At 66.6% G+C, this 22,203-nt stretch carries 16 protein-coding genes; 4 read left to right on the forward strand and 12 right to left on the reverse strand.

Annotation, left to right across the window (positions count from 1 at the left end; all coding sequences use genetic code 11):
• Positions 1-16: 16 nt before the first annotated feature.
• A complete protein-coding gene (locus KA383_11030; GenBank protein ID MBP7746652.1) occupies positions 17-916 on the reverse strand; it encodes a universal stress protein in 900 nt (299 codons plus the stop codon).
• Positions 917-1,403: 487 nt separating this feature from the next.
• On the opposite strand from KA383_11030, the gene KA383_11035 reads away from it, so the two are divergent.
• Together KA383_11035 and KA383_11040 are read left to right on the forward strand one after the other, a co-directional pair.
• Positions 1,404-2,012, forward strand: coding sequence for a hypothetical protein (locus KA383_11035; protein ID MBP7746653.1), 609 nt, complete (start codon positions 1,404-1,406; stop codon positions 2,010-2,012).
• 184 nt (positions 2,013-2,196) lie between these two features.
• The gene (locus KA383_11040; protein ID MBP7746654.1) at positions 2,197-2,850 is read left to right on the forward strand and encodes a PEP-CTERM sorting domain-containing protein; all 654 of its coding nucleotides are present in this window, start codon (positions 2,197-2,199) and stop codon (positions 2,848-2,850) included.
• A 68-nt stretch (positions 2,851-2,918) separates the two neighbouring features.
• Here KA383_11040 and ftcD read toward each other — a convergent pair whose 3' ends face one another.
• From ftcD to tadA, 11 genes are all read right to left on the reverse strand, one after another.
• Positions 2,919-4,610: a glutamate formimidoyltransferase gene (gene ftcD / locus KA383_11045; protein ID MBP7746655.1), complete on the reverse strand. Its 1,692-nt coding sequence runs from the start codon at positions 4,608-4,610 to the stop codon at positions 2,919-2,921.
• Positions 4,611-4,741: 131 nt separating this feature from the next.
• On the reverse strand, positions 4,742-5,578 hold the full coding sequence (tsaB, locus tag KA383_11050; protein ID MBP7746656.1) for a tRNA (adenosine(37)-N6)-threonylcarbamoyltransferase complex dimerization subunit type 1 TsaB: 837 nt from the start codon (positions 5,576-5,578) through the stop codon (positions 4,742-4,744).
• A gap of 254 nt (positions 5,579-5,832) precedes the next feature.
• Positions 5,833-9,387, reverse strand: coding sequence for a hypothetical protein (locus KA383_11055; protein MBP7746657.1), 3,555 nt, complete (start codon positions 9,385-9,387; stop codon positions 5,833-5,835).
• A 541-nt stretch (positions 9,388-9,928) separates the two neighbouring features.
• The gene (locus KA383_11060) at positions 9,929-11,389 is read right to left on the reverse strand and encodes a prepilin-type N-terminal cleavage/methylation domain-containing protein (GenBank protein ID MBP7746658.1); all 1,461 of its coding nucleotides are present in this window, start codon (positions 11,387-11,389) and stop codon (positions 9,929-9,931) included.
• Between the two features lie 149 nt (positions 11,390-11,538).
• Positions 11,539-12,885 carry a hypothetical protein gene (locus KA383_11065; GenBank protein MBP7746659.1) on the reverse strand — a complete coding sequence of 449 codons (1,347 nt, stop codon included), beginning with the start codon at positions 12,883-12,885 and terminating at the stop codon, positions 11,539-11,541.
• A 141-nt stretch (positions 12,886-13,026) separates the two neighbouring features.
• Positions 13,027-13,938 (reverse strand): hypothetical protein, encoded by a 912-nt coding sequence (locus KA383_11070; GenBank protein ID MBP7746660.1) that lies wholly within the window; start codon positions 13,936-13,938, stop codon positions 13,027-13,029.
• Between the two features lie 191 nt (positions 13,939-14,129).
• Entirely contained in the window at positions 14,130-15,074 is a 945-nt protein-coding gene (locus KA383_11075; protein MBP7746661.1) for a prepilin-type N-terminal cleavage/methylation domain-containing protein, read from the reverse strand.
• Positions 15,075-15,133: 59 nt separating this feature from the next.
• Positions 15,134-16,177 (reverse strand): prepilin-type N-terminal cleavage/methylation domain-containing protein, encoded by a 1,044-nt coding sequence (locus tag KA383_11080; GenBank protein ID MBP7746662.1) that lies wholly within the window; start codon positions 16,175-16,177, stop codon positions 15,134-15,136.
• Positions 16,178-16,235: 58 nt separating this feature from the next.
• Positions 16,236-17,204, reverse strand: a complete 969-nt coding sequence (locus KA383_11085) for a type II secretion system protein (protein ID MBP7746663.1) — start codon at positions 17,202-17,204, stop codon at positions 16,236-16,238.
• A 92-nt stretch (positions 17,205-17,296) separates the two neighbouring features.
• Positions 17,297-18,574: a type II secretion system F family protein gene (locus KA383_11090; GenBank protein MBP7746664.1), complete on the reverse strand. Its 1,278-nt coding sequence runs from the start codon at positions 18,572-18,574 to the stop codon at positions 17,297-17,299.
• Between the two features lie 144 nt (positions 18,575-18,718).
• Complete coding sequence (gene tadA / locus KA383_11095) at positions 18,719-20,458, reverse strand: Flp pilus assembly complex ATPase component TadA (GenBank protein MBP7746665.1); 1,740 nt, start codon at positions 20,456-20,458, stop codon at positions 18,719-18,721.
• Between the two features lie 351 nt (positions 20,459-20,809).
• Between tadA and KA383_11100 the strand changes: the two genes are divergently transcribed.
• Together KA383_11100 and KA383_11105 are read left to right on the forward strand one after the other, a co-directional pair.
• A complete protein-coding gene (locus tag KA383_11100) occupies positions 20,810-21,304 on the forward strand; it encodes a hypothetical protein (protein ID MBP7746666.1) in 495 nt (164 codons plus the stop codon).
• A gap of 35 nt (positions 21,305-21,339) precedes the next feature.
• Positions 21,340-22,200 (forward strand): hypothetical protein, encoded by an 861-nt coding sequence (locus KA383_11105; protein ID MBP7746667.1) that lies wholly within the window; start codon positions 21,340-21,342, stop codon positions 22,198-22,200.
• Positions 22,201-22,203 lie beyond the last annotated feature (3 nt).

The following is a 22,203-nucleotide window of genomic DNA, read 5'->3' on the forward strand; positions in this document are numbered from 1 at the left end:
GTGCCGCGTCACACCGCTATCCGGGCTCCTGGAACTGAGCCAGCACCGCATCAAGGAATCGAAAGGTCTCTCCCTTGCGCTTGACCAGGAGCACCGGCAGCGGCGCATTGAGCAGGACTCGTTCGGTGGTGCCGCCGAGCAGCGCGATGGCCGGCAAGGTGGCCCCGCGGCTACCGATCACGATCGCGTCCATGTGCCGGGCCGCGGCCAAGTCGTAGGCCGCCGCGGAGATGTTCAGCGAACACGTGTAGACGACCTCGAAATCGACGCCGGTGGTATCCACGTCCGCGAGGAACGCCTCGATCTGCTCCCTCTGCACCGCTTCGCGGTGCCGCTGGGCCTGGTCCAGGCTCATCCCCTCGTAGCGATAGCCATAGGCGACACCATATACCGACTGGACCACCACCTGGGGCTTGCCGACCCCGGCCCTGGCGAGGTGCAACGCCGTCTCTAGCGCCATGCGCGAATGCGCCGAACCGTCCACCAGGACGAGCAGGCGACTCAGATGCGCATGCGCGCCGACGGGCGCCACCAGCACGTCGCAGGGCGTCTTGCGGGCCAGCCGGTAGAACGCCGTGCCCACGCCGAGCTGATCATTCGGCAGGCGCCGGCCGACGACCAGCAGATCCAGATCCCGGTCCCGCGCGGTTCGCAGTATCTCCGGCAATCCGGTCGCCGCGGAAACGTGTATCTGCGCGCCCCCGGCCACGTCCGCCGGAAGCACTTCGAGCAGCCGGTGACGAATCGCATCCGCGTCTGGCGCCGGCCGCGCGGCCGCGTCTTCGATGCCACGCACGTGTATGCAGTGGATCGACTCGGGCCTGGTGAGCCGTGCCAGGAGGCCCGCGAACGCCAGAGCCTCGTTGTCGCCCGGTTCATCGTTCAGATACATGCCGAGTTTTCGCAGGCGCTCCATGGCCGCACCTCTACTGATCCATACGCGTCGACGTGTCTTTGCGCTGCCTGCCCGCCATCTTACGGGCCACGCGCGCCCCGTACAAGAATGCGGGCACTGCGCTCCATGCCGGCGCGTTTGCGAATTCGGCGCGGTGGCCGCGATGTGCCACTTCCTCCGCGGCGACGCGCGCCGCGCGCCTGGCCCGCACCACCCGGCGCGCCACGACGGGGCGTGGCGAGACCGACACGCAGCCGGGGCGCCCCGCGGCGACGGGCGGAGGCGCGGGGCGTATGATGGGCACCCGTACACGCGAGCCCCGGCATGTGCGCGCGAAGACTGCCAGCGCCGCGGCCGCGTCGGCCAGGAACAGCCCTGCTGATCCGCAATGCTCATGGTGTCGCCGCCGAACACAGACCGGACTTCCCAGCCGCCGCCGCCACCCGCCGGCACCAGCAAAGGCGCTGCGCGCATCCACCGCCTCGTCCTCGTCGCCCTGCAGTGCATCATGGGGCTCGGGTTGGCGGGGGCGCTCGCTGAGCAACAGTGGCTCAACGCACTGGTGGTGTTGGCAATCATGCTGCTCACGCTGGTGCCCGCGGCGCTCGGGCGGCGGCTGCAGGTGCTGGACATCCCGGCCGAATTCGAGGTGCTGGCAGTCGTATTCGTGTTCGCGGCGCTCTTCCTGGGCGAAGTCCGCGGCTACTACGCGCGTTTCTGGTGGTGGGACATCGCCCTGCACACGACCTCTGGGTTGCTGCTCGGCATCCTCGGGTTCCTGCTGATCTACGTGCTTAATGCCAGCGAACGCATCGATCTGCACATGCGTCCACGTTTCGTGGCGCTGTTCGCATTCGTGTTCGCCGTAGCGGTCGGGGCGTTGTGGGAGATCTTCGAGTTCGGCATGGACCGGCTCTTCGGCACGAACATGCAGAAGCCGATGTTCGACGACCCGTCCGGGCTGACTGACACGATGTGGGACCTGGTCGTGGACACGCTGGGCGCCGCGGCCATCAGCGGGCTAGGCTGGTGGTTCATGCACCGCCAGACCCGCTCGTTCATCCACGTGTGGATCCGCAAGTTCATCGCACGCAATCCGCGCCTCTTCCGAGCCTGATGCGCCACGTGACGGGGCGGCGCCGCTTGACTTCGCGCACCGCACGCCTACGATCCCACAGCAGGTCGGTTTCGGGCCGGCCACAGGAAAGATGCAGGTGGCGTTGACAACGGAGACCGCGTGGACCGCGCGTCCAGGCCGGCTCCAGCCGCCAATGCCGCCGGACAGCGCGAAAGGGAAGATCATGATGAACAGGAGTTCAAGGGCCGGGTTGTCGATGGTTGGGGTCCTCGCTGCCGCCAGCGTAGCCTGGGCGGCTGTGCCGGGCACCGTCGCGACCTTCGACACGGACGAGGATGGGTTCGTCGGCAGCACGATCGCCACCGTGCAGATCTATGCGGCCAGCGGGGGCAACCCCGACGGACACGTGCAAATCCGCAAGGATCTCACGCCGGGGTTCGACATCGGCACCCAGAACAGCGTGTGGCCGGAGTTCCTGGGCGACTACGCGGCGGCCGGCGTGACGGGCGGCGGGTTTGACCTGAACGTGTTCAATACGACGCTGGACTCGGCCCAACTCCGCTTTCGGCGCAATGTCGCCGAAAACGGCTGGTACTTCGACTTCGGGGCGGTCGCGCCCAACAACAACCTGTGGGCCTCGTACGACGTCGCGTTCGATCCGACCTGGAGCGATGCCAACGCGCTCGCGAACGGCTGGACCCAGGAGCCGCTCAGCCCAAGCTTCGCCGACCTGATGGCGTCCGTGGGCTGGCTGGAAGTGCGTCTGATCAACGAGGCCAGCTTGATCGCGGGTGTCGACAACGTGCGGATCGTCCCCGAGCCGACCACGCTGGGCCTCGTGCTCGCGGGCTGCGCTGCCCTCCGCCGCCGGCGCTAATCGCCCAAGCTGCCTGTGCGGACGACCGCCGAACGCCGCAAAACACGCGTTCGGCGGCGTTCGCGCGCTTAGATCTTTTCGTTCACGAGCACCAGGATCTCACGCTCCTTCTCGATCGCTTTCCGCTCGATCTCCGCCCCCCGCGCGAGTGTGTCGTTCACAAACATCTTGTCCTCCAGGCTCGCGCAGTTGATCTTCACGTTCAGGTACGCCCCCAGCACGGCAGTCCGGGCACACAACGCCCCGACGCCCGCGTCCGACACCGAGTTCGGGTTGCCGATCTCCGCCATCGCCTGGATCACGTCCATCGCCGCCAGCGCCGTCTGCATCACCTTGAACGGCACCAGAATCGCTCCCTTCGTCGCCTCCTGAATCGTTTGCTTGCGCGCCGCCTTCTCGGCCTCCGTGCCCTTCGGCAAGCTGAATGCGTCCATGATCTTGTTGAACGCCAGCGTGTCCTCGTCCACCAGCCGCAGCAGCTCGACATAGTGCGCCTTGCCTTTTTCTGCCCAGTCGGAGAACTCCTCCCAGCGCTCGTCCCAGCCGCGCTTGTGCGACGACAGGTTCGCCACCATCGTGGCCAGCGCCGCCCCCAGCGCCCCCACCGCCGCCGAGATCGACCCGCCGCCCGGCGCCGGCGATTCCGACGCCGTCTCCTCCACGAACCCCACCACGGTCCGATCCACCAGCTTCTTTGCCGGCTTGGACCGCGCCGCGATCGCGTATTCGATGATCTTCTCTTCGGGCTTGAACGGATACAGATCATCCAGCCCCAGCGATTTGACCGCGATCTTGATCAGCTCCTGGTCGGATACCCCGACCGACCGCTGCTGCTTCTTAAGGAAATACCGCCCCGCATCCAGCATCGCCCGCAGGGGTATCAGCCCGACCAGCTCCGAGCCCGTCACGCGAATGCCACGCTCCGCCGCCTTCCGGCAGCACTCATCGAACGCGACATGTACCGGCGTCACGCTGATATTCGTGAGGTTGATCGATATCTGCGCGATGCCGTACTCCTCGATAAACCAGCCGATCGCCTTCACGCACTTCAGTGTGCCGGGGATCATCACCGGTTGGCCGTTGGCGTCGCGGACGATCTTGCCCGTCAGCGGGTCGCCCTCGCGCTTCTCGCGGCCCTTCTCGCGAATATCGAACGCGATCGCATTCGCCCGCCGGGTCGAGGTCGTGTTCAGGTTGACGTTGTACGCGACGAGGAAATCGCGCGCCCCGACGGCCGTCGCGCCGCTCTTCGGATTGAACGTCGCCGGCCCGAAGTCGGGCTTCCATTCCGGACTTGCCAGCCGGTCCTTCAGGCCCTCGTACTCACCGGCCCGCACCGTCGCGAGGTTCCGCCGCTGCTCGCTCAGGGCCGCGTTTTCGTAGCAGAACACGGTGATGCCCAGCTCGTCGCCCAGCCGCTGCGCGAGCTTGCGGGCGTAGACGACGGTCTCCTCCATCGTGATGTTCGCGACGGGGACCAGCGGGCAGACGTCGGTCGCGCCGAACCGCGGATGAGCGCCTTTGTGCTTGCGCATGTCGATCAGCTCGGACGCCTTGCGCACCGCGCGCACCGCGGCCTCCAGCACCGGCTCCGGCGGACCGACGAACGTGACCACCGTGCGGTTGGTGGCCTGGCCGGGATCGACGTCGAGCAGCTTCACGCCCTCGACCGTCTCGATCTGGTCGGTGATCTGCCTGATGACGGCCGGATCGCGCCCTTCGCTGAAATTCGGTACGCACTCGATCAACTGGTTGCTCATCGCACGCTGTTCCTCATGTCCACTGTGTGCCACTGCTCTTGAGCAGTGTTCCTCGGAACCCGCTCGCTTGCGCTCGGGGCTCTGATTGCGCGCCACTGCTCCAGAGCAGTGCCACAAGTCCACCCGATACCCTATGTCACGTCGCGCCGCGCGCGAGCCTCCGCCCGGCGTTGCTCGTACACTTCCTCGCACTCCGGCGGACGCAGGTACGCCGGCACAATCTCGTCCGGGCTGCAGAATCGCCCAGCCGCGGCCAAGCGTCGCCCGATCGCGAGCACTTCCCGCGCATCGGGCTCCCAGAATTCCTCTGGCAGCACGTCCAGCCCTGCCAGCAGGTCCCGGCACGCCGGCACGCCGTCGCCCAACACCACGCCGGGGCGCTCCAATGTCGCCAGCCACGCCGGCGCAGCGTGCAGACCGGCGTCCGCGATCACGCGCAGCCCGACAGCGCCGATCCCTCCAAAGGAGGAGCCAGCCTCACTCCCTCTCCCTACCAGGGCGGGGCCAGCCTCAACCCCCCTCCCTTCCAGGGAGGGGCCGGGGGAGGGTTCTTCCGCCCGGGGGGCGCGTTCATACACCGCGCCAAACACCTGCCCGCGCCGGGCGTCGCGCAGCACGACGATCCGCCCCGCGACATCCGCCCGGCGAAGCACATTGCGCGCGATCGCCTCCAGCGTCGGCACGCCAACCACGCGGCTGCCGATGGCCGATTGCCACATCCGCGCCAAGGTCGCCGCCACGCGCAGGCCCGTGAAACTCCCCGGCCCCTGCGAGAAGCAGACCACGCCGACGTCGCGCGGCCGACAGCCCACCTCGGTGAGCAGCTCGCGGACCACGGGCAGCAACTCGGTGGTGTGCCGGCGGTCCGCGGAAAGCGGACGATACGCCATCACATCCGGGCCGCGACCCAGCGCCACGCTGCCATGTCGGCTGGAGGTCTCGAGCGCGAGCAGCCACGCGTCGTGCATCGGGTCATTTTAACGAGGGGGGCGGAAGAAGGCACGGAGGGAGGGGATCAAGGGAGCGAGGGATCAAGGGATCAAGGGAGCGAGGGAGTGACGGGATGAAGGGTCTACGCGTCGGCGCTCCGTCCCAAGGCTCCGAGCTCAAGTTCCGTGGCTGAACCCGAGCACCAAGAACTGACGACTGCCGACTGAAAACTGACAACTGATAACTGCCGACTGAGAACTGACAACTGACGACTGACCACGCCACCACCCCCCTACTCGTCATACCGGGCATTGAAGTACGACACTTCGCGCTGCCCGATGATCTCCGGCCGGCCGGTGCCCGGGAGCACACTGTAGTAGTCGGTGGGATTGTAGGGATCCCACACGTCCGCGGGATCCTGCCACGGATCCCTGTAAAGGTCGCCGTCGCGATCCTCCCACACCAGCCGCGGCAGCAGGTTCGTCCGGTCGATGGTCACCTGCGACCGCACGCTGGATTGCGGATTCACCCGGTCCGTCAGCGATACGTAGATCGTAAACGTGTTGCTGCGCGTCGTGAGGAAGTTCGTATCCAGCAGCGCCAGCAGGCTCACGGCCTTCATGAAGTCACCGCCGCCGCCGCTGAGGTAACCGCCCGCCCCTTCCAGCACGGTCGTGGGACCGCCGGCGGTGAAATCTCCGCAGTAGCTCGTGCGCGGATCGGTGCTGTCAAATCCCATGACGTTGGCGAGCTCGCCGATCGTGAGGAAGCCGCGCTCGGGGGCCCCGGCGCGGATCGTTCCGTATACCGTCGCGGTGCGATACACCATCCCGTTGCCGTCGTTGCGATACCACGCGTCGGCCAGATACGACGTGCTCGTTCTGGCGTACGGCACACGATCACGATAGGCCGTCACAGCTTGAGCAAGGTAGGGCCCAAGCCGGTACCACTGACCGCCGGCGCTGCTCGAGCGGTCCACGAGCGTCGGGCACCGCGGCCGCCGATCCCAGCCTTCGCCTGCCAGCACGCCCGCCTCGTAGCTCCAGAAGGCCGGCGCCGCGGTCGCCGAGAGCGGCAGGTTCGAGGTCGTGAAGCCGGCTGCACTCATCGGTCCGATCAGCGGCAGCCCCGCCATCACGTACCAGGAAGCGGAGTTGATGTTGATGCGCCCCGGCACGCGGTACGGGTCAACATCATCCGGTGTACCCGCAACGTTGTCCGGTCCATTTGGATTCAACGTCGTGAAATAGTCGAACACGAGCAGGCCCCACGGCACCTTGCCCAGCCGGTTGAAGCCGCCCGCGTTGCTGTTCTCTTCCTGGCGGTTGTCGAATATCGGCATGTGACCGAAGTCGGCCGGGACGCTGGCGATGCTCAGGCCGCGCTCTTCCCATTGCTCATACAGCCAGACACTGGCGGGTCTCCGTTCCGTCGTGGATGAGGTGTGACAGAAGCGTGGCACGAAGAGCATGAAGCCGGTGGTCGGGAACGACGGCACCCGCGCCATCCCGTGGATGAAGACCGTCGCGCCAGGGTCCGCGTTCATCGTGTACAGCGGCACGCACGGCATGGTCGGTGCGGCCGCCGTGCTCGGCATGAGATCGCCGGTTCGCAGTTCGGCCAGCGTCGTGGCGAGCGGTTGCCCATCCGTGTAGTTCGAGTTGTTGTGCGTGTCGTCCTTCGGGAACGACATCGTCATGCGCCAGCGGGCATGCGGCGTGAGTCCGCTCGGGGCAATTCCCAGGTAGGGCTCGTACGTGGTATCACGGCTTATGGTGATGTACCCCTCCTTATCAGTCTGCAGATCACCAGTCGACAGACCCGCGGTCTTCAACTCCATCTCGTCCACGACGTACCACATCGTACGCGCCCGGTTGGAGCGCCAGAGCTTGACGGTGATGTTGTCGCCTTGCGAGGAATACGGCACGTTCAGCGTCGGCAGCGAACCGTCGAGGACAAACGCCCCTGCCACGGCTTGATCGTTGAAAAACGAGTTCGAGCCGCTGTTCAGCGCGCAGACGAAGAACTCGCGCCCGGCCAGGCGCAGCACGCCCGTCGTGCTCAGGATCCCGAACACCGCCGGATCCATGTTGAGTGGTTGCCCCGGGGCGCCCGCCTCGTCATTGATGCTCAGCGCGAAATAGCTGAGATCGAGGTCAAAGCGACCGCTGCCGCCCGGGTCACGATCGTACGGGTTATACAGCTCCACCGCCAGCGCGATGTCCGCGTCCTGGCCGGGCGTATCCGTCTCGTTGTACGCAATGACCTGCGTGATGAACGGCTGCGGGGCAAAACCGAAGTAGGCCTTGTCCAGCGTGGCCGCGCTCATGTACACCGTATCAACATGACCATCCGTGGCGTCGTGCGGCGCGGCGAAAGCCACCGTGTTCACCGCCAGCATGAGCGCCTGTTCCATCTGCGACACGGCTTCGGTAGTAGTCCCGGCGCCGGCGCGCCACCCCTTATGTGCAGACAGCATCTCGTAGAAGTACGCCGCCAGCTCATACACGATTCGCGGCCCGCGCGTGTCGTTGTAGGTGCCGTCCGCGTTGAACGCACCCGAGACCGGGTCCGTGATCCGCCCGAGGTAGAACTTCAGCGTCCCCGGTAGCAGCCCTCGGCCGTCCCACAGCGGCGGTTGATTGGGGTCAAGCTGCTTGACCCGGTTGATCCGCGCCAGCTCGTCGCTGTTGTTGACCGTCGTCAGCACCTGCCGCGACGCGTAGGCGTTACGCTGCACGATCGGGTTCAGGTAGTACTGCTCCGGATCGATCGTCGCCGCCTGCCGCCAGAGCCGCCAGTCAGTCTGGTCCGCCAGGTTGAAACGCTGCCACGCGCCCGTCTTGCCGCTCAACGCGAGCGGCGTAAACGTGTTGCCGAAGTCTTCGTACACGGCGGAGAGCGCCGGCGGGACGTTCCCGGCCGCGAGGCCGCGCGCCTCCGGCAGCAGCCCTCCGCGCCGACGGAGGATCGGCTCGATGGCGGCGCTCTGCGCGTACATGTTGTACAACTGCTGGTAGGTCGGCGCCCCGCTGTCCGAAGGATGCTGCACCCACGCGAACATGCCGTACAGGAACCCGCTGTTCCACATCTGGGCGCTCAGCGACTGGCTCACCTGCACCATCCCGCCGTGCGAGACCACCTTCGCCGCCACCTCGTAGCGCGCCTGCTGGTCAAACTGCTCCCAGCGCCGCACGTTCGTGTCTGGCAGGTTGCTCGGATCCAGGTCCGCCGGGTTGATCCCCGTCGCCGACACCGCCCGCCCGGCGATGCTGTTGGCCAGCTCCGTCAAAACGGCCGACGCAGCGAAGGAGGCATCCGGGATGCCGTCGCCGTCGGCGTCCATGAACGGCAGCAGTGCGTTCGCGGCCAGGTCATTAGTCGAATCGCCATCGCGGTTCGCATCCACCAGGAGGTTCGTCAGCAGCACCGTCCCGCTGGCACCACCGGAGACGCTCGTCACCGCCGGCACGCGATAGTGCGCCGGCTCCGCGATCGTCGCCGACACGCTCGGCGCCAGCACCGGCTCCGGCGACGCCAGCCACGGCGAGCCCCACGCCGTATTCGTGCCGGTGACCACGCCCGCCAGCCCCGGCGCATCGACGTAGGCGGTCCCGGTCACGCGGTCGCCGCCGTCGGCATCGGTGATCGCCCCCTCGATCACGCCGTAAAGGCTTTCCATGATCTCGGTGACCTGCTCGGACTGGGCAACCATGCGGAGCGACTGGCGGTCGTTCCGGGCCAGGACGATGTAGGCCGAGATGAGGATGAACAGCATCGCCAGCAGTCCCACGATCATCAGCAGGACCGTCGCGCGTCGCCGGGAACGTAGTTCAACGCGTTTCATGCTGCACCCAAGGGCCGCAGATGCCGGCCGCCACGCGGCCTGCGCCTCTGCTCCACGAAATTATGTCGCCGGCGGTCAAAGCTCCCAGCTTTCCACACCGGATGCGGTCCCGTAATTCGCGCCATTGACGCGAATTTACGCCGGCCACGCGTCCGCGACCACCGGATTCAGCGCCCGAAGCGCCGGCGAGTGCCGGCCACTGCTTCAGAGCAATGCCTCGCGCCCGGGTGCCACTGCGCTTGAGCAGTGCTCCGCACCCCGCTCGCTTGCGCTCGGGGCTCTGTTCTGCCCCCGCGCCACCACGCGGGGCTCTGTTCCTGTCGAGCGCCGTGCCCCGACGCTCACCTCGATCTGCCCGCAAGCCACTGCTCGAGAGCCGTGCCACAAACCTCGAACTACCATCGTGCCACTGCTCGGGAGCAGTGGCACAGGTCCAACCGCCGCGCGGTGCCTTTCCCGCGTCCGGCAACTATCTGGCGGACCAACCTCCGGTCGGTCATTACTGCGTGCCTGTGTCCCTTCGTGCCTCCGCGCCTTGCTCTCATTCAAACCGGTGCACGAGGCTGCGCACGATCGGCTCATCCAGCCGGCCGCGCGGGTCCCACACCCGCACCGTGACCCGGATCGCATACGGCCACGTGCGGATGATGCGGTTGCTGACGATCGTCCCGGGCTGGCTCGCGTCGTTGCCCGGCGTCTGGTCCAGCCGCGCGAAATCGTTCAAAAGTCGGGGAGAAGGCAAGTTCAGATTCGCAGGCGTCGGATCAGACGCCAGCAGGTTTCGATTGTCCGGCGTGTCCGGCACGAAGATGTACGTCTCGCCTGGGACCACGCTCGTCCAGCGCGGCATGTCCGAGCGGGAACTGACGTTGATGTTCAACGGCGCCGGAGATGCGTACGTCACGCTGTTCCGCGGGTCCTCCGGCATCAGGAACTCGACCTGGAACCACGCGCAGGCCGGCAGCATCTGCACCGCCATGTTGCCTTGCAGGTCGACCGGCACGTCGTCGAGCACCGTCGCGACGTGGTGGAAGCTCGACAGCGGCGAATACGCCTGCGAGTACAGCAGCGGCTCGATGTACGCCCCCAGAATCGTATTGAATCCGCCGTAGAACGGTCCGTAGGGACGTTCCAGCGCCGCCGGCGAGCCCAGTCCGGCCAGCGTCCAGTGCGGGCCCAGGTAGTTCAGCAGTGTGGTGACACCGAACATCACGGCGTCACCCGGCAGCAGCCACCCGTTGCTGGTGTCGTTGTACCAGGCGCCCTGCGCGACATTCCACTGCGACTCCGCGGTCGGCACCGTCCAGTTCCCCCAGTCGAACATGATCGTCGCCCGGCGGCTCAGGTGCCACTGGTTCGCGGGGATTCTGCTCAAGGCCAGCGGGTCCGTGCCGCCACCCGCCACCTGCTCGATGTGCCGCAACGCCGCGGGGTTCGTCGGAAACTCGTACTGCCGCCGGCCGGCGTTCCACACCGGGCTCGCGAAGGCCGCGTGGCCATACACCACCTCGACCGGCGTGAACCTGGTGCCCAGCGCGGCGGCGTACGCCCATTCGTCGCTCGGGTCGACATCGGGCACCGGCGCGACGGAGACCGTCGGCCGCTGCGAGAAGAACATCAGCAGGTCGGCCCGCGGGTTGCTGTACTGCGGATTGGGGGCACCCGTCGTGTACTCCGGGTCATAGTTGCCCGCCACGCCCGCGTCGCCAATGAGCACGCGATGGAATTTGCCCGCCTGCAAGTCGTCCGCGGTCAACGCGGCGGCCTGCGTCCGGCCGACGAGGACCAGCACGCTCTTGGACGGGTCGCAGTAGCGCAGGTCTTCCTCGATCTGCAGCGTGAACTGCCGCACCCAGTTGTGGGCTTCGGAGTACGCCGCCGCCTGGCTGGTCGTCTTCGTCGTCACCGAGAAGACGACGCCGACCACCGCCATCGCCAGCGACAGCACGGCCAGCGAGACGAGCATCTCGATCAACGTAAAGGCACGGAGGCACGAGTGCACGCAGGCACGCAGTGCCGGGTGGGCGCGCGCGGTTACCTTGTTACCTGCGCACCTGGTTACGTCGGCGCGTCCACGGCCTTGCTCCGCTGCACTGCGCAAGACCGTGCCACCCGTGCACGCGGGACGGAGATTGTCATGACCGCACGCCATTACGGGATCCCCCGCAAACGCACCGTCCGCCGGGCCACCGCCAGGATCGAATTGCGGTCCGGAATCACGGGGGCCGCGGTCGTTCCTTCTTCATACGCCGGCGGGATCACCCAGACGGGCCACATATCGGCGTTCGAGCCCGGGATGACGGTATAGTTGCCTCCGACCACCGCCACCGGGTAGAAGCCGTTGTATTTCACCACCAGGGTCGTGTTGTTGGGCCGCTCAACCACCTCGTAAATGGGCAGCGCGTTCGGCGACGGCGGGCTCAACCCCACGCGGACGCTCCCCGTCGCCAGCCCGCTGGGCGTCAGGTCATTCCGCGCGGGAATGAAGATTGCGCCCACCGGAAACAGCGGACTGCGGCTCGGCGCGCAATTGAAAAACACCGTGGCCGGCGGCCCGCCAGCGCCGAACAGCGGCATGCCGGTAGTTGTGTTGACGCCCAGTGGCGGTGCGGCGAGCGCCGTGAGACTCACGAGCCAGGGCACGGGAGTCGCCGTGTCCACACCCGCCAGACCGGTCAGCCCCAAGGCGGACGTCCCAAACGCACCACCATCCGCCGGGTCCTGCAACGGGAAGCGACTGTTCGACGACGGCCGCCGCACGGCGACGCTGATCAGCTCGTACACGTACGGATCGCCGGCCTGCCCCGTCGCCCCGCTGGTATCGGCATACATCACGCGGCGGTAGAAGCCGGTCCAGGCCACACGCCGATCGTAAATCTTCCTGGCCTCGGTGGTGAACTGCCAGCCCGTGTATGAGTTCCTCGGCGGCAGGAAATCCGCGGGGACATACTCCGTGCGGCCGGCAGCCGGCCCCCCGTTGACCCAGACTGTGTTGGGCGTGATCGGAGGATACGCCATGGCCACCGCGGGCAGCGGCCAACGCATCCACGGTCCATCCTGCAGGTTGTCGCACTCTTTCGGGTCATCCCCGCCCAGCCAGGCGCGTACCGCACCTTCGACCGTCACACCGTAGCCGAGGTTGTCTTGCAGCCCGGCAGAGCCCGGCGTCGCATCCACAATGCGCGCGAAGAGCGCGTGGACCTTGATGAGCGGCTCGTAATTCGGGATGAACTGGCCGTGCACATAATCCGGAAACGCCGGGTCCGGCGGGTCGCTCTGCCGGGGCACGAACAGCGCGGCTTCGCGGATCAGATCGCCGGTGGTATCCAGCACCTTGTCCGGAATGCACAGGCTCTGCTCCATCAGGTCGAGCCCGTACGCCGCCGCCGCTTCGCCGGTGGCCATGTTGATCGACTCGCGCGTGTAGCGCACGCCGATCGGCAGCGCCGCCCCGATCACCAGCAGGCCCATCGCCAGGATCGCCAGGGAGATCATCATCTCGGCGAGGCTGAAAGCCCGGAAGGCACGGAGGCACGCAGGCACGGAGGCGCGGAGGGATAGCGCCGGCCCTCTGCGGCCGACGTCCGGCCGATGTCGCCGCGAAGTAGAGTTGTGCGTGCGCACCGTCATCGCCAATCCTTACTGTGGCGCCTGCTTGCCGGGCGTCAACCCACCGCTGAAGCGATGGACCAGGTACGGCCGGCCCGCCGTCTGCAGGTACTGCTGCCGGTCGTAGCCGCTCGCCGCCGCCCCCAGCGCGACGAACGGCTCCCGCCGATAGGTCACCACGCCGGAGAACGCGTAGCGCTGGTACCAGTGCCGCGCGTCGGCCGGGTTCGTGTCGCTGGTATCCGCGTCGATGCGCCAGCCGTCCTTCGGCACATAGGCCCGCAGGTGAAACGGCGTCGGCATGCCGCGCCGGGCGCCCGTTTCCGGATCGCACACGATCAGGAAGTCGTCCGCGTTGAGAAAGCTGCCGGAGTCGCTGTTGCCGCTCGCCCGCTCCGCATTGAACGCGAACATACCGCGCTGCCCGTCCAACACGAAGTCTTGCCCAATGGAGCGGTAGTACTGGCTCCACCCGTTCGGCCCAAGCAGCGCCGCGGGCTGGCTCGACAACGCCTCCAGCGGCGCCGCCCACACATCGTCCGGCATCGCCACCGACGCCAGGTCCTTCGCCCGCTCGAAGTATTCGCCGAACGAGACAAAGAAATTCCCGCTGCCGGGCGGCAGCTCCTGCGACGTCTTCCCCACGTAGCTGTAGATCGCCAGGTGCTGCCGTCCGCCCGGCGCCTGCGATTCCTTGTCGGCCACGTCCCACTCGCCCGGGAAGAACCGCACGGCGGTCATTGTCCGGTCCGCCATCGCCAGGTAGAACGCCCGCGTCGTCACGCCGCTGATCGTCTGCTGCGCGGACGTCAGGCGGGCCTCGGCGTTCATCGCGCTGAGCCCCGGGACGGCAACCGCGAGGATGAGGATGATCACGGTCACGACGACGATGAGCTCGACGAGGGTGAAGGCGGGGCGGAAGGCACGCAGGCACGTAGGCACGCAGGCACGCAGGGCGCGGGGGCCAGAACCGCGCGCACGTGCCACCTCCTGCGAGATCTGCGACCTGAACGCACTAACCTGCACTGCCGGACTCCAACTACAGCTTCGCCTCACCCATAATTCTAAAAGTCGCCATCTGTCTACTGCCGGCCGCGTGCCCGCTGGCCGGCAAATGGCGCTGATCTGACGCTCTACGGCACGAAACCGAACGCCGACTCGCGATCCCCCCCGACGCTCAGATCGCCGGCGCCAACCGCCCGCGCCCAACCGTTTTCCGTGCCCGCATTGGTGTTGAGCGTGCCCGTCTGCCAGAACGCGGCATTGGCCTGGTTAGCCGCCGGCGACGGGAACGGGTCGCTGAAGATCCAGTCCTGTTTGTAGTCCGAAAGCGTGCCGGCGGGGCGCGCCACGTCGTAAACGTCCTTCGAAACGCCCAGCGACCGCAACACGGGCACGCGCTGTGTGACCGTCCACCCCGTGATGCCCCACTCCAGTTTCACGTAGAGAAAGTAATCCAGCGGCACGCCCCAGGCATCGTGGATGCCCAGCACGTCCACCGCACCAGCAACCCCCGCCGACGCCCCCGTACCCGCGGGATTCACATACTCAGGCGTTGCCGACAGCGGCTTCAGCGCGCTCGCCGGCACTTGTGTCAACACGCTGTTGGCGTACACCCGCAGATACGTGTAGAGCGCGCGAATGTCCAAGTCCGCCGCGGGCGGATCGACTGTGCCCCATGAGACGAAGTTCTGCACGCTTCCAACCCGATTTCCAAAATCGCGGTGAAAACGATTGGCCAGCGCGTAGTCGCCTGGTAGCGACCCCCCCGGCTCCAACACCCCACTAACACACGTTCCGCCGCACGCCGCGAGCTGATATGGCGGATACGGCCCGAATGTCGGTCGGATGCCGAGGCTGATATTCGTCTTACGATCGTAGATCGCCCCCAGCGGGTTATCGTTCGCGAACTGGTCGATCGCCAGCCGCACGTTGCGCATGATCGACTGCGTGAAGTTGACCTTCTGATGGTGGATCACCTTCACGCCGACCAGGCCGATCGCCGCGATCAGCAGCCCGATCACGACGATGACGATGAGGACCTCGACCAGCGTGAAGGCACGCAGGCACACAGGCACGCAGGCACGCAGGGGGCTGCGCCTGGATCCCTTGAGCCCTTGATCCCTTGATCCCAGCATCATTGTCCGTTGTGCTCGAAGTTCGCGATGTCGTCCGCCGTGCCGTAGCGGCCGTCCGCGCCGGCACTGATGAGGAGGTACGAATCAGCGCGGGCCGGCTCCAGGCGGGCCTTCACCCCCATATTCATGATGTAGCGATTCAGCGTGCCCACCGGCGGCGGGTTGTTCAGCGCGTCGTAGCCCCCGGTGACCCAGTTCAGTGCATGATCTTCGCCGGCCTTGTTGAGCCGCAGCATCTCCCCGCTGTTGTTGCGATTGTCCACCAGGTTCGCATTGTCCTCCGCGTGGTAGATGCCGCGCGGGATGCCCGTGTTACTGCGCGAATCGTCCAGCATCGCGCGCCCCGCCGCATCGGCCCGGTAGTACAGGATCGGGTAACCGTAGGCGTCGAGGTACATCGGGTAGCGCCGCGTGGCCCGTTGCACGCCCAGCGACTTGCAGGTGTTCACTTCCTCGGCAATCGCGAAGTCCGGCGAATTGAACGCGCCCAGGTTCTGCGTCACGCGCAGCTTGCTGGAGTCCACAAACGGCCCGAAGCGCGGATGAACCGGCTGGTTGGCCTGCGCGTGACCGGTCGGATACAGCGCGTACAAGTCACTCAGCGTCGGGTTGCCCGTGTCCGCCTGGACACCCGTGGCCATGCCCCAATATGCGTTGGTACCCACCGTCTGGAAGCCCGCCGTCCCCAGCAGATCGGCCCCCGACAGTGCCCACACCAGCAATCCGGCCCCCGCGATCGGAATCCGGCCGCTCCCGTAGGGGCTTTCCACCTGCCACTCGCCGTTCTGCCACCAGTCGGACGCCGACGGCGGATACGCCCCGCCCAGCTTCTCGCTGGCCTTGAACGTCTCCAGCCCGGTCTCGATCGACGCCAGCGCAGCTTTGGAGGAGGCGGCCTTCGCCGCGTTGCGGGCCATGTTGACCGCCGGAATCAGCAGCCCGATCAACAGCGCGATGATGACGATCACCACCAGCAACTCGACCAGCGTGAATGCCACGTCTCGGCGTCGCCGCCGGCACCGCGCATCGGCCTTACCTGTCATGTTTGCGACTCCTGCGTGAGCGGTCCGGCGGCGAGCGGCGCCGCCGCGGCCCGCCGCGCTACAGACCACCTTTGTCGGAAATGAAGTTGGTCGGGTCATCCGCGGTCCCGTACAAACCGTCCTTGCCGGCGGAGATGAACAGGTACGTGTCCGGCCGCTGCGGCCAGACCTTGCCCTGGCCGCCCGATTGGCGCGTCTGCTCATACACGGCGCGATCGTAGACGAACCCGGCGAAGCCCGCCGGCTCCTGGAGCTGGTTCGGGCTGTTCTCCCGCCAGCCCAGGTTCCGCAGCGGGTGGTTCGCGCCGCCGCCCAGGTCCCAGCCCGCCACGTTGCCGTTCTCCGACCCGGTAAACGGCGTGTTGTCCCACTGCGTGTACCGGCCCGGCTTGCTCGCGCTCGGATCGGTGAACGGCAGCTTCGCATGCTCGTTCGCGCGGTAGTACAGGACCGGGAACCCGAATGCATCCACGGCGAACGGCAGTTTCCCGTTGTTCCAGTCCGAGGTGCCCGCGCTGCCGCCGGGCGTCAGCAGTTGCGGCAGCGTCTTCGTCTGCGACGTGTTGTCGCGATAGTACTCCGGCGACTGGGCGATCTTGCCGTCCACCTGGATGTACGGCCCGTAGCGCTGGTAGTCGCGATCAGGCTCCAGCGAGTACCAGTCGCGCCAGTCATTCTCGCTGAATGTATGCTCGCGCTCCTTGTCCGGCATCACGAAGCCCTTCAGGTCCGCGCCGGCGAGTTCCAGGATCAGCCACTGCGCCCCCGAGAGGTAAACCCCGGAGCCCTCGCCCTCGAACGGGTTCTCGCCGAACGACCGCGGATAGCGGTCGAACTCCTTGCTGTACAACTGGCAGCCCGTGTCGAGCGTGCTGATCAGCTTTTGTGTTGTGACCTTCTTCGCCTGGTCGCGGGCCTTGTTCACCGCCGGCACCAGCAGGCCGATCAGCAGCGAGATGATCGCGATGACGGCCAGCAGCTCGATCAGGGTGAACCCGCGGCGCGGCGCGCTTGCACGGCTTCTCATGGCGTACACCTTTGTCTGTTCCATTTTCTTCACTACCGCGGGCCAACCGCCCGCACCAGCCACGGTGCGCCACCGACAAGGCGCCGGGACCGCTAGCCGCCGCCGGCGCCGCTGCCCATCACCGACTGGATCAGCGTTACCAGGGGGAGGAACAGGGCCACGACGATGAACCCGACGATACCGCCGAGCACGAGCACCATGATCGGCTCCAGCAGGCTGACCAGCGAGGCCACCAGCGTGTCAACCTCGTCGTCGTAGTTGTCGGCGACTTTCATCAGCATCTTGTCGAGTTCGCCCGTCTCCTCGCCGACGTCCACCATGTTGACCACGATCGAGTCCACGGTCTTCGACGCGCGCAGCGGGTTGGCGAACGAGTCGCCCTCGCGGATCGCATCATGCACGCGCTGCAGCATCCGCGCGTAGACTTCGTTGCCGCTGGTCGCTCGCGTGATCGCGATGGCCTCCAGGATCGGCACGCCCGCCGCCACCAGCGTCCCCAGCGTCCGCGTGAACCGCGCTACCGACGACTTGCCCACCAGTTGGCCCAGCACCGGAATCTTGAGCGTCAACACGTCCAAGGCGTAACGCCCGAATTCCGCCTGCCGGATCAGCTTGTAAATGATGAACACCATGATCGGCGACAGCAGGATGACCAGCCAGCCCGGCGGACGGCCCGTGGCAACCCAGTTCGACAGGGAGATCAGGAACTCGGTCACTGCCGGCAACGTCGTCCCGAAATCCTGGAAGATCTCGCGGAACTTCGGCACGACGGTCACCATGATGAACGTCACGATGCCGCCCGCGGCCGAGATGACCACGGCCGGGTAGATCATGGCACCGATGATCTTCCGCTTCAGCTTTTCCGACTTCTCCAGGAAGTCCGCCAGGCGCTGCAAGATGACGTCCAGCACACCGCCCGCCTCGCCCGCGGCCACCATGTTGCAGTACAGCCGGTCGAACGCCTTCGGGTGCCGGGACATCGCCTCGGACAACGTCGCGCCGCCCTCCACGTCCTCGGTGATCTGCTTCAGGCACGACCGCAGCATGCCCGGCTTCTGCTGCTGCTCCAGGATGCGAATGCTCCGCAGGATCGGCAGGCCGGCATCCTGCAGCGTCGAGAGCTGCCGCGTGAACGAGCAGAGCACCTTCGTGCTGACCCACCCCATGCCCGTGCCGGCCGCCTTGCGGGCCTTCGGGCCGCCGCCCTTCTTGGCGGAAATCTTCTTCTTATCGGCCTTCTCTACAACCTTCGTCGGGAAGTAGCCCAGACCGCGGACGCGCGAGACCGCCTCTTCCTTCGACGGCGCCTCGATCTCGTCCTTGATCTCCTGTCCGGAGGCGTTCAGCGCCTCGTACTTGAAGACAGCCATACCCAAGCCTCCAAGCCCGCTTCAGTCCTGGGCTACGTCCGACGGACCCCCGGCCGGGGGCCGGGAGCGGGAAGATGACTTTCCCGCCGCCATTATGCGGGTTCCAAAGTGGCCGCGGACACTCGATTATGAACGCCGGCGGACTTAAACCGCTTCCTCCGCCAGGGTCTCGCGCACGATCTCCTCAATCGTCGTGATGCCGTCGTAGAGCGTCAGCAGGCCCGATTCGCGCAACGACCGCATCCCGCGCTTTCGCGCTGCCTGCCGCAGGACGTTGGTCGACGCGTGTTTCATGATCAGTTCCCGCAACTCGTCATCCAGGACCATGGTTTCAAAAATGCCACGCCGCCCCTTGTAACCGGTATGGTTGCAGTAGTCACATCCCTTGCCGTAGAAAAACGTCCGCCCCTTGATGTCCTCCGGCAGAAGCCCGAGCTCCATGAGCTGCTGCTCGGACGGGGTGTATTCTTCCTTGCAGTTCTCGCAGATCTTGCGCACAAGTCTTTGTGCGATAATGGCTTCCAGCGTCGCGGTCAGCAGGAACGGCTCCATGCCCAGGTCCAGCAGACGCGCAATGGAGCTGGGGGCGTCGTTCGTGTGCAGCGTCGAGAAGACCAGGTGGCCCGTAAGTGACGATTGAACAGAGATTTGCGCCGTTTCGAGGTCGCGAATCTCGCCGACCAGGATGATGTCGGGGTCCTGTCGCAGGAAGCTACGCAGGCAGCGCGCGAACGTAAGCCCAATATCAGCCTTAATTTGGCACTGAATCAGCCCGTCGATGTCGTACTCGACCGGGTCCTCGCTCGTGAGGATCTTGACCTCGGGGGTGTTCAGCTCCTTCAGCGCCGAGTACAGCGTCGTCGTTTTTCCCGACCCCGTGGGACCGGTCACGATGATGATGCCGTGCGGTTTGTTGATGAGCTGCTTGATCGTCCCCATGTCCTCTTCGCGCAACCCAAGCTGCGTGAGATCCAGGTTCACCTGCGTCCGGTCCAAGACACGCAGCACCACGCTCTCGCCGAACATGGTCGGGAGCACGCTGACACGCAAGTCCACCGGCCGGCCCTCGACCAGCAGTTCGATACGCCCGTCCTGCGGCACACGCCGCTCCGCGATGTCGAGGTTCGCCATGACCTTGATGCGCGATGAGATCGCCATCGCGACGTGCTTGGGCGGCGGCACCATCTCGAACAGCACGCCATCGATGCGATAGCGCATCTTGAATTCGTCCTCGAACGGCTCGAAATGGACGTCGGACGCCTTGTCGCGGATGGCCTGCAGCAGTACCAGATTCACCAGCTTCTTGACCGGGCTGCTCTCAGCCATCTCGCGCAGCTCGTCGAGGTCGATGCTCTCGCCGCGGCCCTGGAACTTCGCCAGGTCTTCGTCGCTGGACAGCTCGGTGATAATGTCGTTGATGGTCGCGGCGGCCTCTTCCGGGTAATACCGGTTGAGGGCGTCGTTCATGTCCGCTTCGGTCGTGATCCGCGCGACGACATTGAAGCCCATCAAGGTCTTCAGGTCGTCCGTCGCGTGGAAGTTGTCCGGGCTGGCCAGGGCCACACCCAGGGTGTGCGTCTCGCGGTCGTACTCCGTCGGGACGATGCGGTAGGCATGCGCCATCTGCGCCGGAACCATATCGATGACGTTCTTGTCAATGTCGATATCGGCCAGCTTGATCGACTCCATGCCGACCTGCGCCGCCAGCGCCCGGTTGACGTCGGCCTCCTCGACATAGCCCATCTCGATCAGCAGTTGCCCCAGCGGACCCCGCTTCTTCTTCTGCAGCTCCAGGGCCTCGGAGACCTGCACGCGGGTCACCTTGCCCATCTTGATCAGGATGCGCCCCAGCGGCCGGCCCCTGAGTTGCGCGATCGGCGGCATTCCGTCGGCTGGCATACACGTGACTCCTGTCGTCGCGCCACATTATATGGGCGATCGCGCGCGGCACAAACCGCGGCGGCACCGGCGGGGACGCCGCTATCCGGGCTTCGTCCCCAGTCCCTCCTGGGGGCCGGCTCCGGCGCGCGGCCGAGCGCAGTTCTGCACGGGGCGTGTCGCGCTGCCTCAGTTGGAGTGGCAGCCGGCCATGGCGCGCGGGCATCCGAGCGCGGGCGCCCGCCGCAACGCAGGCACCGATAACGGAAACGTCGCGCCCCGGCCGCCCGCGCGTTTGACGCGCCACCGCCCCAGCGTCAGAATGGGGTGTTTCGCAGAGGATCGGGAGACTTGGCCATGAGCGCTGCCGTCGTGCGAACAAGTGGACGCATGCTGCCCGCCGTTGCCTGTGCCGGCTTGATTCTCGTGACCGCCCCACTCGCAGGCTGTGACAGCCTCGGCGGGGGCGGGAGGGCCCAGGGCGCGACGGCGGCGCCGGTCCAGCACCCGTTGCTGGAGAACATCCCGCTGCCCAACGGGTTCCGGATCGTGCCGGAGCGGAGCGTGGCGCGCATGGCCGGGCCACTGCGCGTGGCCCAATGCGAGTTTCAGGGCTCGACCAGCCCGGACGCCGTGGCCCGTTTTTACGTCGAGTACCTGCCCACCGCCCGGTTCACGCTGCTGAACAAGCGGTTCGACAACGGGCAGTACAGCATGCGGTTTGAAAGCCCGAACGAGGAATGCAACATCCGCATCCGGCCGCAGAACGCGAAGACAGTCCTGGTGATCGACATCGGGCCGCTCGCGAAGGCCGCGAACGAAGAGGACTTGAACCCGGCCCGCCAACCGTGAGTGGCCGCCCGGGACGTTTCCCCGAGGTGTGAGTGATGGATGCCGATACACGACATCAACTGAAGCAGAACGAGCTGGCCGAGGCCCTCAGCAAGTTGCGCGACCTGCGCGATCCGCGGATTCTCTACGCCGCCGGTGCCGTGGTCGTTGTTTTGCTCGCCGTGCTGGTGTGGTACGGCTGGCGCGCCAGCCAGCAGGCCGCGCTCGAGCGTGGCTGGGAGCGCCTGTCGGATATTGCGGCAAACCTGTCGGGCGCCGACCCGACTGCGGTCACCGCGGCCCAGGGCGAATTGCGGACCTTAATCCAGGAAACCGGTTCGCCCAGCGTCGCCGGCTATGCCCGGCTCGCACTGGCCCGCTCCCGCTACGACCAGGGGATGCTCAAGCCGGACGAGCGCCAGGCCGCGTTCAGCGAAGCCATCACGCTGCTCGAGCAAATCCGCGCCGACCCGGCCACACGGACTGATCTCGACGCCGCCGCCGCGTTCCTGCTGGCCAGCACGTACGAATCGACGCGTCAATTCGACAAGGCCCGCCAGTTGTACCAGACGCTCAAGGACGACACGCGCTACGCCGGCCTGCCGTATGGCGCCCTGTCCGCAGACCGTCTGGCCACGCTCGATGATCTGACCGAACCGATCGCTTTTACGCCGGGTGAAGCCCCGCCGCCGCCGGCACCCGAGACCCAGGCGGCCACGCCGGCGCCCGCGCCGCAGTTCCAGCGCATGACGCCCGAGCAGCTCGGCGTGGTCGCGCCTCCGCCGGCCGCGCCGGTGCAGCCGCCGGCCGAACAAGTGCCCCCGGCAGCGGAGCCAGTCCCACCGCCGACACCGGCCCCCGACACGCCGCCGCCCGCGGAGCCGGCCCCGCCGACGCCAACCACCAGCCCCGGCTAGCTG

The sequence above is a fragment of the Phycisphaerae bacterium genome, from assembly GCA_017999985.1.
Lineage (GTDB): Bacteria > Planctomycetota > Phycisphaerae > UBA1845 > Fen-1342 > JAGNKU01.